13 protein-coding genes are annotated in these 14,836 nt (G+C 67.6%); 2 read left to right on the top strand and 11 right to left on the bottom strand.

All coding sequences use genetic code 11. The features are described from left to right. On the top strand, window positions 1-1,212 hold a 1,212-nt coding region (locus A5724_RS07030; protein WP_156752168.1), incomplete at its 5' end, for a PPE domain-containing protein. Next, entirely contained in the window at window positions 1,209-1,550 is a 342-nt protein-coding gene (locus A5724_RS07025) for a YbaB/EbfC family nucleoid-associated protein (RefSeq protein ID WP_067798287.1), read from the top strand. The genes A5724_RS07030 and A5724_RS07025, both read left to right, overlap by 4 nt. Here the strand turns inward: A5724_RS07025 and eccD are convergent. The 11 genes from eccD to A5724_RS06970 form a co-directional block, all read right to left on the bottom strand. Continuing rightward, a complete protein-coding gene (gene eccD / locus A5724_RS07020) occupies window positions 1,547-3,076 on the bottom strand; it encodes a type VII secretion integral membrane protein EccD (RefSeq protein ID WP_067798285.1) in 1,530 nt (509 codons plus the stop codon). The two genes, A5724_RS07025 and eccD, sit on opposite strands and share 4 nt — an antisense overlap. After that, window positions 3,073-4,464 carry a MinD/ParA family protein gene (locus A5724_RS07015; RefSeq protein WP_067798282.1) on the bottom strand — a complete coding sequence of 464 codons (1,392 nt, stop codon included), beginning with the start codon at window positions 4,462-4,464 and terminating at the stop codon, window positions 3,073-3,075. Before A5724_RS07015 ends, eccD begins: the two co-directional genes overlap by 4 nt. Window positions 4,465-4,558: 94 nt before the next feature. Then, entirely contained in the window at window positions 4,559-4,849 is a 291-nt protein-coding gene (locus A5724_RS07010; protein ID WP_067798279.1) for a WXG100 family type VII secretion target, read from the bottom strand. A 34-nt stretch (window positions 4,850-4,883) separates the two neighbouring features. Continuing rightward, window positions 4,884-5,186 carry a WXG100 family type VII secretion target gene (locus A5724_RS07005; RefSeq protein ID WP_067798276.1) on the bottom strand — a complete coding sequence of 101 codons (303 nt, stop codon included), beginning with the start codon at window positions 5,184-5,186 and terminating at the stop codon, window positions 4,884-4,886. 84 nt (window positions 5,187-5,270) lie between these two features. Beyond that, window positions 5,271-6,587 (bottom strand): PPE family protein, encoded by a 1,317-nt coding sequence (locus A5724_RS07000; RefSeq protein ID WP_067798273.1) that lies wholly within the window; start codon window positions 6,585-6,587, stop codon window positions 5,271-5,273. A 41-nt stretch (window positions 6,588-6,628) separates the two neighbouring features. Then, on the bottom strand, window positions 6,629-6,925 hold the full coding sequence (locus A5724_RS06995; protein ID WP_067798270.1) for a PE domain-containing protein: 297 nt from the start codon (window positions 6,923-6,925) through the stop codon (window positions 6,629-6,631). Between the two features lie 146 nt (window positions 6,926-7,071). Further along, window positions 7,072-8,853, bottom strand: a complete 1,782-nt coding sequence (eccCb, locus tag A5724_RS06990; RefSeq protein ID WP_067798266.1) for a type VII secretion protein EccCb — start codon at window positions 8,851-8,853, stop codon at window positions 7,072-7,074. A 97-nt stretch (window positions 8,854-8,950) separates the two neighbouring features. Further along, window positions 8,951-11,182 carry a type VII secretion protein EccCa gene (gene eccCa / locus A5724_RS06985; protein WP_067798263.1) on the bottom strand — a complete coding sequence of 744 codons (2,232 nt, stop codon included), beginning with the start codon at window positions 11,180-11,182 and terminating at the stop codon, window positions 8,951-8,953. Continuing rightward, a complete protein-coding gene (gene eccB / locus A5724_RS06980) occupies window positions 11,182-12,645 on the bottom strand; it encodes a type VII secretion protein EccB (RefSeq protein ID WP_067798260.1) in 1,464 nt (487 codons plus the stop codon). Before eccB ends, eccCa begins: the two co-directional genes overlap by 1 nt. A gap of 3 nt (window positions 12,646-12,648) precedes the next feature. After that, on the bottom strand, window positions 12,649-14,370 hold the full coding sequence (gene eccA, locus A5724_RS06975) for a type VII secretion AAA-ATPase EccA (RefSeq protein ID WP_067798374.1): 1,722 nt from the start codon (window positions 14,368-14,370) through the stop codon (window positions 12,649-12,651). After that, the gene (locus A5724_RS06970; protein ID WP_067798257.1) at window positions 14,363-14,836 is read right to left on the bottom strand and encodes a secretion protein EspD; all 474 of its coding nucleotides are present in this window, start codon (window positions 14,834-14,836) and stop codon (window positions 14,363-14,365) included. The genes eccA and A5724_RS06970 overlap by 8 nt, the downstream gene beginning before the upstream one ends.

Here is a 14,836-nt window from a genome sequence, read left to right as displayed (position 1 = left end):
GCTGTGGTCCCCGCCCCCGCCGCGATCACCCCCGGCGGCTTCGCCAGTCCCCCGATCGTTCAGCAACAGCTCGACGCCGGCGACCAGGGCGCGTCGCTGCGGAACTCCGCCGACCTGTGGAAGGGCTTCGCCGGCCAGATCCGCGGCGCCGCACCGGCTTTCGAAGGCCGCGTCGGCGACTGGGAGGGCATGGCAGCCGAGGCCGCGTACGCCAAGTTCAACAGCTATCGCTCCTGGCTCGACAAGCTCGCCAACTCGTGGGAGGAGCTGTCGACCGAGGCCACCCGGCTTGCCGACGTGCACCAGAGCGTCAGCGCTGCGCATCGGCCGCTGGCCGAGGCGTACGCTCAGGCCGAGCAGAAGTTGACCGCCGCGACGGACGGCGCTGCGGTGGCCGCGCTGTTCGCGCAGATGCAGCAGGCGCAAGCGGCTTCCGAGGAGTTGGTCGGTCAATACGCGGCGGCAATGTCGCCCAAGGTGATTCAACCCGAGAACCCGCCGAACAGTGGCCTCGACCCGACCGCAGCGACCAGGGATCCCAACGCCCGAGACCCGAAGGCAGCCACTGACCGTGACGGATCTCCCGGTGGCGCAAGCGAATCCACCCCCGGCGGGGGCGGCGCTCCCGCGGAGCCAACGTCGGCCGCAGCGCAGCCTCCCTCGGCCGCACAGCAGACGGGCGGCCAGCCCGCAGGCGGCCAGCAACCCAGCGGAGGCGCGTCGCCGGGGGGCGGCTCACCGTCCGGTGGCGGTTCGCCGGGGGGCGGCGCGCCGTCCGGCGGCATGCCCGGCGGCCTGCCCGGTGGCGGTCCGTCGACCGGAACACCGAAGCTGCCAACGGATCCCAGCCTCAAACCGGCCGCACTGGGCGGAGGTGGCGGCGCCGGCGCGGGCGGCGGTGGCGCGGGCGGCGGCGGTTCATCGATGCCGTTGTCCCCAGCCGTCGGTGCCGAAACCGTGGCGCCGACGGCGCCCACGCGTGCGGCATCCACCACACCCGCCGCCGGGTCTGCCGGGGCCGCCACCGGCGGCGCGATGGGAGGCGGCATGGCGCCGATGCACGGGGCCGGACACGGCAGCCAGGGTAAGGAGAAGCGGCGCGATCCGAATCTGTCGCCCGACGAGGACCTCTACACCGAGGACCGGCCGTGGACCGAGGCAGTGATCGGCAACCGCCGGCGCAGGGATGTGCAGGACAAGGATTCCAAGTGACCGACGACATGCATCCGCAGGTCGCTGCCGTGCTCAAGCAAGCACAGCGGTTACAGTCGATCGTCGACGACCAACTGCACAAGATGAACAGCGAAACGTTCACCGCCACAGACGAAGCCGAGACCGTGGAAGTCACGCTGAACGGACATCACTACCTGACGGCGGCCTTCATCTCCGAGGGCCTGCTGCGCCTCGGCGCGCGTACGGTCGAGCAGCGCATCAACGAGGCCCTGCAAAACGCCATGGCGGCCGCGACACAGTCGATCGAAGCCGACCGCGAACGCATTGACGCCGCAGTCGCGGAGATCACCGCGGGCCTGCAGAGCCCGGCCGACTAGAACCGGATGTTGCGCAGCACGTCGTAGACACTGGCGATCCACAGCAGCAGCGGAATGACCGCCGCGACCGCCGCACCGTCGGTCAGTTCCAGGATCCGCTTGGTCACCGGCGACACCCGCCGCACGCCTTCGGTGGCGCCGAGCACGATCAGCGCCACGATCGCGACCGCGGTGTAGATGCCGAGCACCAGCCACGCTTTGTGCGGGTACCACAGGCACAGTCGGACCGTCACGCCCGTCGGCACCGCCACCGCCGCCGCCAGCAGCGCCCATGAGCACCAGCGTTCGGCGTAGAGCCGGGACCGGAAGCCGCAGATGACCGCGACCAAACCGGCGACGATCAGGCTGTGGATGAAGAAATGGCCTTGCACCACAACGGTGATCGCGCCGACGGCCAAGACCAGCGCGCCCGCCGTCACGAAGCCGATGAGCAACCGCTTCGCCAACACGCTGCGCTCGTGCAGGCGGGCCGCCGAGTCCGGTACCGACTCGATGATCGCTTGCCAGGTGGACGACTCCTCGTCGATCCCCTCGGACGTCGCGACGGGATCGAGCAACTCGTCGTTGTGCACGGTCTCGCCGGGTGCCGGTATCGGCGGCAACGCGATGCGGGCGACGGCGACGGTCAGTTTGGCCGCGTTGGTCACGACGATCAACCCGAACGCGATGGCGCCCGCGGGCACCCAGTACTGCCAGCCGTATCCGTACGCGATGGCCGCTGCGGTCACCGCGATCGAGGTGACCGACATTAACGACGCCAACTCCGCGCGCCTTCGTGGTCCGCCCCTGGTGGCCAACGTCAACAACAGGACCATAGCGCCCGCGCCCGCCAGTTGCGGCGCACCGAGGCCGTCGACTCCGCGGGGCAGTGGCACCGCGAGCGTCGCGGCACCCGCCAGCACTGGCACTGCGGCGGCCAGCAGGCTTTCCGCCATGTCGACATTGTCGTAGCGGTTCTTGGCCAGCATGCCGCCACCCAGCATCGCGAGACCGAGCACGCCCAGCGCCACCGGCCAATACCAGTCGTGGCTGGTGCGCGACCAGGCGACCAGCGCCATCACCGTGATGGCCAGCGCGGCCGCCGGAATGGTAAGGCCGACAAAGCGATTCAGTGCGGTGCGGTTGAACTCCGGCGACTCATCGAGCACCGCGATCGCGTCGATCACGTCCTCGACCAGTGGCCGATAGCGTTCGGTTCGGCTGACCGACACCAGCGTTAGCAACGCGCCGTCCACCACGCCTGCGTCATCGAGCGATTCGTCGGCCTTGAGCGGCGGTGCGCCCGGCCGCGCGAATGCCCACACGCCCTGCGCCGTGAAGTCGAAACCGGCCAGCACGTCCTTGGGCGTGTCGTCCAGCAGTTCGCCGAGCACCGAGAAGGTTTCGTCGATGTACGTCTCGATCGGCGCCGACGCGGGCAGCACGAGGTCCGTCATGCGCCTGCCGGTCAGGATCGTCACCCGCGTGGTGGACGGCCTACCCGGAGTGACGCTGGACGTTGATGCTGCTGCGGCAGTGGAGGTCAACGACGTTCGAGCCTGTCGAAGTCATCGGACAACGCAGCCGCCAACTCGGTGATCCGCCGCCGGAAGGTGCGGCTGAGCAGATCGAGTTGGATCTCCGTGCCCGCGGCGATGTGCTTGTCCCACGGCAGCACGATCACCCGACCCGGCGGTACGTGCCGTTCGAATTGCTGCACCAGGTCCTCGACGTCGATGTTCGGCTTTCCCGGCGTGACGTGGTTGATCACGACGCAGGACCGGCCGAGCAGATCCTGATAACCGTTCTGCCGCAACCAGTCCATTGTCACCGCGGCCTGCCGCGCCCCGTCGATCGACGCGCTTGCGACGATCACCAGACCCGACACCGTCGACAGCACACCGCGGGCCGCGGGCTGGAACAGCCCGGCACCGCAGTCGGCGAGCACCAGGTTGTAGTACCGCGACACGATGTTGGTCGCGTTCGTCCAGTCCTCGTCGTTGAACTCGCGGCGCGCCCCGCTGTACTCCTCGGAGGACAGGATCTCCAGGTTCGAGGCGTTCATGCTCGTGTACGCGCGAATGTCGTTGTAGCGGGCCAACTCCTTGTCCGCCAACAGATCCGAGACAGTTGCTGCTGACTGGCGGCCTGCGCGGTCGGCGAGGTTGCCGCCGTCCGGGTCGGCGTCCACGGCGAGGATCCGGTCACCGCGGACCTTGCTCAGCGCAGAGCCGAGTGCGACGGTGACCGCGGTCTTGCCGACACCGCCCTTGAGCCCGAATATCCCGATCTGGTATGAGTCGCGGGCATTTCGCCGGATCCTGGCGTGCAGATCCATCTCGTAGAGTTCATCGGGCGACAGCCCCAGGTTGATCCGCGTCAGTATGTACAGCACGTGCCGCCAGCCGCGCTGCGACGGCATCTTGACCGCGGACTTGACCCCGACGTGAGACAGCGCGTCGATGGCGCGGTGATTGCCGATGGTCGCCGCCGACGTCGTGGCCGGCTGGCTGGCCTGCGATTGATTCGCCCGCCACGCATTGCCCGCCTCGGCTTGCACCTCGGCGAAATGCTGAGACGGGGCAGGCGCGGGCGCAGGCCTCGGCGACGGTGTGGGCGCCGAGCGTGGCTGCTCGAATCGAGCGCCCGCCGCGCCCGCGGACTGCGGTGCACGCATCATGCCGTTGGCCTGACGCGGCTGCGGCGCCGTCCTGGTGGGCGGCATCTGGGTGGTCACCTCCGTCTGCCGCGGCGGCGGGGCAGGGGCGGTGGCAGTCGTGGTCGGTGCGATGGGCATCGGCGGCGGCGGCACATCGCTGCGGCCGTCCGCACCGGCAGGCGCCGCGGCACCGTTCTCCGCTTCCTCGTCGGCTGTCTGCACAGCGTCCACCGAGGAGCCCGGGGAGTGGAAGAGCCGGTCATAGTCAGCCGACATGGGTACCTCTCATCACTACTAGGTCACGCTGCGACACACGTGGTGGGCGAGCCGAGTCTTCGGACCGACTCGCCCACCCGCGTGCTCGATCGTGTTATGCGAACATCCCGGTGACGCCGGCTTCGGTCTGAGCCATCGTTGCACTGGACTCGCTGATGGTCGATGCCAGGTTCTGCAGAGCTGCGTTGAGCTCGTTGGAGGTGCTGTCCCAGCGCATCTGCACGGCCTGGTAGGCCTCCGAGCCGGTGCCGCCCCACACCGCGGCAAGCGCCGCGAGCGATCCCTTGCCCTCGTCGAGCAGGCCGGCAGTGGTGGCCACGGCGGCGCCCTGAATGTCGCTTGCGCCGCCCTCGATACCGGCGAAGTTCCACAGCTGTTCGGTCATAAGTCTTTCTCCGTTTCTCGTAAGTCGTTGTCGGTCAGAGGTTCATCGCGTTGGTCAGCGTGGCGTGCTGGTCCTCGTCGGTCGAGGTGTACTGCACACCGGAGGTGTGGATGTTGGCCGAGATGTCGTTCAACTCCTGCACCTGGCGGGCGGCCGCCTCGTGGAACCGCATCAGCGCGGCCTGCGCGGCGGTGCCTGCCTGGCCGTGCCACTGCCCGGCCAGCGCGCCGGCGACCGACTCGACGTGGGCGATGACGCCCTTGAGTTCACCGGAGATCCGTTCGAAGTTCGCTGCCTCCTTGGCGAGGACAGCGGCATCTGTATTCATCTGTGCCATCTGGATAATTTCCTTTTCTTCTGCGTGTCCTCACCAAAACCAATGGCGAGTCTTTCCGACCCGTTGGCCGGGAAGTTTTTTCGTTTACCAGTCGTCTTCTTCGTCCTCGGCCAGGTCGTAAACCAGCGGCGACGGTGCCGTCAGCGCCTGTTTCGTCCCACCGCTCTTCTGGCCGTGGCCCATCATGCCCATCGGCCCCGCGCCGCCACCCGAGCCGACCGGCGCCAACCCGGCGGCCGATGCGCCCGCCGCAGCGCCTGCGGCGACGGACACCGGCGAAACGGTCGGCTCCAGTTCCGCCCCAACGAGTTTCGACATCAGCGGGGTGCGCGCTGACGTACCGCCCGCACCGGGCAGCGACGCGGCCCGCACCAGACCGGCGCCCGAACCCGCTCCGGAACCGCCCACCAACGGATGGTTGGACAGCGGGCTGGTGCCGATCAGGCCCATCTGGGCGCCCTTGTCACCGCCCAGCCCACCCATCTGGCTGAACATCGACGACACCTGCTGCAGCGGCTGGGTCAGCTGTTGCATCGGCTGCATCACCATCTGGCCGGCCTGCTGCGGCAGTTGTCCGAGCGTCGAACCCAGCTGCGAGGCCAGTTGCATGCCCATCTGCATGCCTTGCTGCGCGCCCTGCTGCAGTTGACCCTGCTGCGAAAACTGTTGGGCGTTCTGGGCTTTCTGCGCCTGCCCCTCGGCGGTGGTCGCCATCTGATTGGCCTGTGCCGCGGCCCGGCCGGTCTGCAGACCTGCCGACTCGATGGTGGCCTGGGCGCCGACGTGGGCGATCGCCGTTTCGCGAGCAACCGCCCCGGCGGTCATCGCCGCCGCTTGGCCCAACGCCGCACCCGTCGTCGCTTCGCCGACGCCGGGGATGACGATCGGCTTCATCGGCATGATCGGCTCGAACAGAATGTTCAGCGCCGTCTCGGCGGCGTAGACGTCCATCGCGCCGGCGGCCTGGTTCCACATCCGGACGAAATAGTCGAACTCGTTGATCCCGATCGGGACTGTGTTGACGCCGAGGAAGTTGGTGGCCTCCAGGACGGCATGGGTGACGTGGTTGGCCTCGATCTCCGGGATCGGCGGTGTCGTGATCATCGCCATGTCGTAGGAGTTGGCCTGTGCGGTCGCCTGCAATGCCCGCTTCTGCGCCTGCGCCGAAACGGTGCGTAGCCAGACGACCATCGGCATGGTTGCGGAGACGGCCCGTTCGCCGGCCGTACCGCTCCACGCCGAGGTCAGCGCGGCCAGGGTGCCCGCCAACTCGTCGGCCTGGGTTTCCAGTTCGATCGCGAACGCCTCCCACCCCGCGGCGGCTTGGAGCATCGGCAACGAGCCGGCCCCAAGCATCAACCGCGCGGTGTTCAACTCGGGCGGCATCGCATGCCAGATCATGATCGACTAAGAACCCAGATTTGCCTGATCGACTACGGCTATTACGAAAGAGCGGCGGCGTTGGCGCCGTCGACCGCGGTGTAGATGCCCGCTGCTTCCATGTATGCGGCACCCGCCCGCGTGAGCTCTTCCTGCGCGAACGTGTTCTGCGCGAGGCTCTCGACGCCCTCGGCGGCGAAGGCCGCCGCCGCCATCGCGGAGACTTCTTCAGCGCCGGCGGGCGTCAACGCCGTCACGGCCGCGGAGGCCGTGGTGCCGGAGGTCAGCCCACGCGCGCCGTTTGCGACCACCTGGGCGCCGAGGCCGACGGCCCCGGGGTTGTGTTCCATGGGTTGCATTTGCGGATACTCCTTTTCCGTGTCAAAAACCCTGCATATTGCTTTGTGCGCAGCCCAGCAGGAATTGCCTAAACGTACCGGAATCTTGTCCCCGACCGGTTTGCTGGCACGTCGTCTCCGACTTTGCTGAGCGTCCTCGTCATAGTCTAGCGGCCCCCAAGGGGTGCTGCCGACACTTCTTCTTCCGGTGGATCCACGTAGGCCGCCTGGATGACCTCCTTGCCGTCGGGCGAGACAAGGAACGCCTGGCCGGGCGGGCGCCGTTTGAGCTTGATCTCGCTGGACGGAAACTCCTGCTTCTCCCCGGACAGGAACATGGTCGGCGACCCCGCGCCGTAGGCGGCGCCGACGAACTTGTCCATGGTCGCTCGATGCGCCTGGCTCATCTGGCACGTGACGATGATGTGCAGGCCGATGTCCGCCGCCGCCGGCAACAGCGGAAACAGCGGCGCCATCGGGGGCAGCACTCCGCTGGCCGCGACGATCATGTGCCAGTCGTCGACGAGCAGCACCACATCCGGGCCCGTCCACCACGACCTGGCCCGCAATTGCGCGGTGGTCAGATCCGGCGGCGGCAGCCGCTTCTGCAGGTTGACCGCCAGCGCCTTGATGGCCTCCTCGAGCGTGGCGTTGTTGCGGTTGACGGCGCCCGCGTCGAGCAGATGGCTCTCGGGCACCGCGTCGAGCAGACCCGAGCGGTAGTCGGCCAGCATGAACCGCACCTGCGCCGGGCTGTTGCGCTGGCAGATGGCCTGTGACACCGCGTGCGCGATGCGCGTCTTGCCCGACTTCGGGGCGCCGAAGATCAGCAGGTGCGGCGTCATGTACATCGGGTTGTAGGCCACCGACAGGTCAGACTCCCGGATGCCCAGCGGCACCGTCCACCTGGTGCGGTAGTCGGCCTCGGGGCCAGGCGGGTGCGGATCCAACTCGTGCAGGTAGATGCGTTCCGGCAGCACCCGCACGCGCGGTGCCCGCTCGGCGTTACGGGCGGCGATGACCTGCACCGCCTCCGAGATCGCCGGCACCAGGTTGTCGGCGCTGTGCACGCCGTCGAGTCGGGGCACCCCCATCATCAGGTGGTGTTTCTCCATCGAGACCGCGCGGCCGGGCCGGTTGGCGGGAATCTCGCGGGTGATCCGGTCGATCTGGGTTTCGTTGACATCGCCGAGCCGGAATTCGACCTTGGTGCCCAGGTAGTCGCGCACGCGTGACTTCAGCTCGGTCCAGCGCGGGGTGGAGATGATGGTGTGCACGCCGAACGCCAAGCCCTGTCCGGCCAGATCCTGGACGACCGGCTCGAGATCGGGGAACTCGGCCACGAACGCGGGCCAGCCGTCGATGACCAGGAACACGTCGCCGAACGGGTCGGCGGCCGCGGGATGGTTCGGGTCCTCGCGCATCTGCCGGTACGCGGCCATCGACCCGACGCGGTGTTGTTTGAACATCGCTTCTCGTTGCCGCAGAACGGCTTTCATTTCCGCGACGACGCGGTTCACCCGGTCGGGTTCGGACCGGGTGGCGACCCCGCCGACGTGTGGCAGGTCCTCCAGGTACATCAACCCGCCACCGCCGAGGTCGATGCAGTAGAACTGCACCTGGCGGGGCGTGTGGGTGGCCGCGGCCGAAAGCACCAAGGTCTGCAGGAACGTCGACTTGCCGGTCTGCGGAGCGCCGCCGACGGCGATGTTGCCACCTGCTGCCGAGACGTCGATGCCCCACACTTCCTGGCGGTGCCGCCGCGGTTCGTCCATGATGCCGAGCCCGAAACGCAGCGGTTGGCGTTGCCGGTCCCGCTCGACGAGTTCGTTCACCGGGGTCGGATCGGCCAACGGCGGCAACCACATTCGGTACGCGCGTATCTCGCCGGTGGTCAACTGGTCGAGGACCACCTCGCGCAGCACTCGCTGGTCAGACTCGATGCTCATGCGTGCTCCTCGTCGGCGAGGCTACGGTTTTTGACGGATTTCGCGCCGAAAACGTCATATTGCGTAGTCTCGGCGCAGATCCGAGCGTCCTTCACGGTCATGAGCTCACCGCCGTATCGAAGATCGGGGCCGCGGTGAACTGGTGGATGCGCAACCGGCCGTCGGTCTGCGCCCTGGGTCGGACCTCGCCGTTGTCTTCGACCGGTGCCGTCGGTTCGTAGTTGACGCCGGTCCACACGCTCTGGAACTTGACCGGGTCCTCCATGCCGACCCGCAGGAACCCGACGCCGCTCTCCTTGTTCGTGATGTATTGCGCCTCAGGCGTGCCGATCACGGCCTTCGACTCGGCAGAACTGGTGGTGCGCAACGCGATACGGTATGTCAGGTTCGGTTCGAGTTTGTCGATCCGCACACCGCCGGTGTTCAGCGACTGCGTGGCCAGCAGCAGGTGCACCCGCAGCGATCGGCCGACACGGCAGATGCGGTCGAACAGGCCGATGAAGTCGGGGTGGTTCTGCAGCAGTTCGGCGAACTCGTCGACGACGACGAAAAGCGTTGGCAGCGGCGGCAGATCGGCGCCCCGCTCGCGGTGCTTCTCGTATTCGGCCACCCCGGACAGCGCGCCCGCGGCGCCGACCTGCATACCCGCCTGCCGCAGGATCGACTGACGGCGGTCCAGTTCACCGGTGAGCACCTCGCCCATCCGGCTGACCAGTTCGGCTTCCTCTTCCATGTTGGTGACGACGGCCGCGGTGTGCGGCAACTTCTCCATACCCAGGAACGTCGAACCGCCCTTGAAGTCGGTGAGTAGCAGGTTGACCTGGTCGGGGTGATGGGTGGCGGCCAGCGACAGGATCAGCGTGCGCAGGAACTCCGACTTACCGGAACCCGTTGTGCCGATCAGCATTCCGTGTGGGCCGGCGCCGAATTCCGCACCCTCCTTGATGTCGAGGTGCATGACTTCGCCGGTCTTGAGTTCGTGGCCGAACGGGATGCGCAACCGGTCCCGGTCGGTGTCGGTGAACATCCGCCACCGGGCGGGCGTCACCTCCTCGACCGTCTGCGCGCCGACGATCTGGTGCCACTCGGTGGCGACCTTCTTGTGCACCCGCACGCTCTTGTCGATGATGGTGCCGGTGATCGACCAGCCCGCCAGCTTGCGGGCCACCCGGCCCGCCTGTGCCGGTGTCATCGAGTCGGCCACGCTTGTGACGAGCCGGAAGGTTTGGTTGGGCAGCCTGTCGTCGGCCGTGCCGTCGGCGTCGACGCGGATCCGGTACACCGATCCCCGGTGGTTGCCCAGCGTGATCACGGTGACTCCGGCCCGCCCGTCGACCGGGAATCCCGCTCTGCCACCGGTCAAGTCGATGACGACGACGTAGGGTCCGCTTGGCACCGAGTCGGCGGTATGCGGTCCGCGTGCGGTCAGATCGCTCAGCCCGTCGGGGCGGGTGAACACCAACCTGGTGGGCCCCGCGGCGTCGGTGTCGGTCTGATGCTGCACGTGCGGTAGCCACTTCAGCCACGCCCAGTCCGGATCCTCCGGGTTGTCGGTGAGCACCCGCAGTTGGAGCAGGTCCGGCGGATGAAACACCGCGAGGTGGCAGATCATCGCGCGCAGCAATCCGGCGGCGCCCGCAGCGTCGCCGCCGATCGCTATCGTCGGAAACGTGCGCAGCTGAACGAGTTTCGGGCAGTCGTGGATGAGGCCGTGGGTGCGCAGGAACTTCGTCACCCACATGTGGCTGACCGGTTCGAGATGGGCTTGGGGTGCCCCCTGCGGGCCGGCCAGTTCCCCGCCGACGGCTGGCTTCAACAGCCGGTCGACCGCAGGCTCCGAGCCGATGCCGATCCGGGTGGCCGCATAGAAGTCGGCGTTGACCTGCCGCGACCACTGCCGGTTGGTGCCGATCAGCGACAGCAGGTCCTCAGGATGCGGTGCGTGGTAGTTGAAGAACGTCACCTGCGCCGCGGCCGACGACGTGACCCGGGTCCGAAGGCCGGCCAAATACCGCAGGTACTCCTTGCGGTCGGCGTTGATCTCGGGCACCCGCTTGCCGCCGGGTCCGCCGCCCGCCATGAAGCCGACGGTGGCCATCACCATCATCAACGGCATCATCAGCATGTACGGCGACAGCTGACGGATACCGGTGAAGATCATGATCGCGATCATCCCGAGCATGCCGCCGCCCATCACCCATGGCAGCGCCTTCTGGATACCCGACGGCGGGATCTCGATGCCGAGATCGTCCGGCGGGGTGACGGTGATCTCTCCCGGCGTCAACCGCGGTCCGCGCTTGATGATCGGCGTGAACTTCTTTGTCGTCATCAGCCGCCTCCTACGCCCGCGCCTGCCGGCTGCGCGCCTTCGATCTTGCGCGGGTCCGGGTCCGCGGGGAGCGTGTCGTGCTCCAGCAGCGCCGCCTGCTTCGACAGCACCGGCCCGTCCACCAGCAGCAAAACCACCTGCCACGGAGCCGTCTTCGGGCCGATCAGGCCGAGCGTCTTGGCCGTCTCTTCATCGGGCAGCCCGTAGCGCACCCCCTGCGGGTCGATGTAGTAGAGGCTCTCGCCGTACCGGGGATCCGGTGACTGCAGCCGGATGTACTGTCCGCCGTCGATGTAAACCGTTGAGCTGCCGCCGATCTGCTTGATACCGGTGGTCATCGCCGACGCCGGGATCGGCAGGTGGCGCCCGCTGATCACGGTGGTCTTCGGCGCCTGGTCACCCGGTTCGCGCTGCCATGCCCAGCACATCGACGGCGCGTCCTCGCGAAGCAGAATGTCCATCGGTTTGTCCGGCAGCGGCGAGGTGTACACCCGCTCCGGGATCTTCGCGACCATGCTGGCCTCCACCGAGGGCGGCGCGATCAAACCGAAGGAGTTAGTGGCCCGCAGGGCTGCCGCGGTGGTGTCGTTGACCTTCGCCACCCCGTCGGGCAGCACCACGTAATGTTGTTCGCCCGAATCGCCCACCGTGGTGAACACCGCCCCGATCACCAGATTGGGCGGCAGGCCAACGGTATTCGGCGCGCCCGCCGCGGGTACGTCCGGTAGCTGCCACGGACCCGCGTTCGGCAACGCGTTGTACAGCCCCTCGGAGATCGGGGTGGCCTTGGCGGTCACCGGAATGCCCACCGCCGAGGTGACGGCACGGTCGGCGAGGTCGATCGCGTGCCTGCCGTCGTTGGTGACCAGCCAGTCGTTGTCCTGGTAGGACACCAGCACACCCTGATCGGGTCGCATCGGACCGACCGAACTGTCGAGGCTCAGCGACTGGATGATCACCGACGTCTCCACCGTCGGCGCGACGCTCTCGGGTTTGGTGACGGTGTCGCACAACGTCCACGTCGACGCAGCGCCGCCGACCGGGGTGGCGTACGGCGCGCCGGGGATTCCGATCGGCTGGCCCTTCGGCATCTTGTTCAGCTCGTCGGACTTCACCGCCACCGGACTGTTGGCGTTGCCGAGGACCAACCGGGCCGATGTCAGGTTGTACACCGGCCGCAGTTGTCCCGTGCCCGGCATCACCACGTACAGCTGGTTGGTGCTGCGGTCCACCAGAAGCGTGTCGCCGCCCCGCTTTCCGAGCGGCTTGAAGTACGCCAGCAGGCCCGCGCCGAGGCATATCAACACCGCGATGACGACGCCCGCCGACACTGAACGGCTGTAGAACTGCAGCGGGTCGTCGAACATCCTGGTGTCGCGCCGTACGATCGCGTGCTCGACCCGGCGCAGCAGGAATCGCCAGCCGCTGACTTGCACCTTGGTGGTGAGCCGGAAACTTGCCATCGGTTACTCGTTGATGTTCAGGCGGGCATGGATCGCCGAGATCGCGCCGGCCATGTCCTCCCCGTTGATCTCGCTGAGCTGCTCGACGCCCAGGCTGTCAAAGTCCACCGACCGCGACAGTCGCATGTCCCTGCTCTGTTCGCCCGCCTCCACCAGCTGACGCGCATACCGGCCGTTGCCCGCGATGTCGAGCGCGGGTTTGCCGTTCAGCGACCGCTCCGACAGCAGCGTGGCCGCGTCGAGCACCCGCTTGGCGGCTTCCTCGTCGAGAGTCGAATCATTGGCGGCGGCAATGACTTTCGCGATGTCGACGATCTCGTCGGGTGTGTACGAGTCGAACTCGATGCGGGTGGCGAACCGCGACCGCAACCCGTCGTTGGTCTCCAGCAGGCGGTCGATGTCGGCGCTGTACCCGGCGATGATCACCACGAGGCGGTCGCGGTCGTTCTCCATCCGCGCCAGCAGCGTGTCCAGGGCCTCGGTGCCGAACGGGTCGGCACGCCCGTCGCGTTCCTGGACCAATGTGTACGCCTCGTCGATGAACAGCACCCCGCCGACGGCCCTATCGATGGTGCGACTGGTCTTCACCGCGGACTGGCCTTCGTATTCGGCGACGAAGTCCTTGCGCGAGGACTCGACCAGCTTGGGTTCGGCGATGACGCCGAGGCCCGCGAGGATGTTGGCCACCACCCGCGCGATGGTCGTCTTACCCGTGCCGGGTGGGCCCGCGAAGATCATGTGCTTGCTGGCCTGGGCGACCTTCATACCGCGCGCGGCGCGCACCTTGGCCATCTGGGTGGCCGCGCGGTAGGCGTCGATCTGCTCCTTGACCCGGGTCAGGCCGATCTGCCGGTCGAGTTCGGCCTGCGCCTCGGCGAGCAACTTCTCCCGACCCGACGTGTCCGCGACGACGCTGGCCGGATCCCACGGGTCGCGTCGGGACGCGATCTTCTCCGGTGTGGTGGTCACCAGTCGATAATTCGGATCCCGCAGCGCAGCAGCGACTTTCGGCTCTGGATGGGTGGCCTGCAACCACTCGAGCAGGGCCAGGGCGGCTTCTTCGTTGCCTTGACTGCGGCGGGTCATCGCCAGATACCAGGCGATAGCCGGCGCGCACGCTTCCCCCGCAGGCGACGAATTGGATTCGGTCAGGCGGCGTTCGGCTTCGGTGAACAGCGCGAGATTGGCCGTCGCCACCCCGTGTGCGACCCCGGCCGCGGCGGCCAGGAACTTGTCCGGCCAGCTACCCGCACCCCGCACCTCGTCGATCACGTCGGTCCACCGCTCGGCGGCGCCGTAGATCACTGCCTTGACCCAGGAGACCAAATGCTCTGCGCCAGTGGACGGGACGTCTTCGAGCGCCTCCATCGCGTCGGCGTAGTTACCGATGGACGCCTCGTGCACCGCGAAGCCCATCGTGATCGCCAGCGGCGAGTTGATCGGATAGGTGATGTCGCCGAACATGCCGCCGATCGGGATCCTGGCGTTCAGGCTGTTCATCGGAATCTCAGCGGCCCCGGCGAGTTGACCGAAGTTCGACCGCGAATACCAGGCGCGGAACAGCGTCACCCGGTCGGTGTCGCCGCAGCGGATCCGGCCCACCCATGCGTCGCACGCCGTCTCATCGAGAGTCGTGATCTCGCTGAACAGTTCGAACGAACGCGATTGGGAGCTGGCCAGTATGCCGACGGCGGTGCCGAAGAGGCTGGCTAGATGCTCAGTCATGACCACCTGCATATCTAGTCGAAAATAGTTGCGCCCGAGCTTCTTTGGCCTGTTCCGGGGTGGGCAGATCCAGGTCTCGGGTGAGGAAGTCGCGGGTTGCGACGTCGTCGTGGCCCTGTTGCCGCATGCCTTCGAGCATGTGGGCGTACTGGGCTGATCTGGCATCCTGGGTGGCCAACCGGGCGATGACAACGATCTCGTCGGCGAGATCGGCTTCGGTCATCTCGGTCACCTTCGGTGACAGGTCGATGTGCTTGACGCGGCCGTCCAGGTAGGTGGTCACCGTGACGGTGCCTGGTGGGTTGGTCACGGTGAACACCTGCGGCGGCTCGTCTTCCACGGTCTCTTCGGCATAGCCGGCCAACACGTCGAGCACCGATTCCGCCTGCTCGTCGCCGGCAGCGGAGAAGTCGAGCGCGGCCAGATCGTCGCGCTCGCCGTCGGAATCGTGTGGGGAGGTGGCCAA

The sequence above is a fragment of the Mycobacterium sp. ACS1612 genome, assembly GCF_001667505.1.
GTDB lineage: Bacteria > Actinomycetota > Actinomycetes > Mycobacteriales > Mycobacteriaceae > Mycobacterium.
This window is presented reverse-complemented; position numbering and strand designations above follow the sequence as displayed.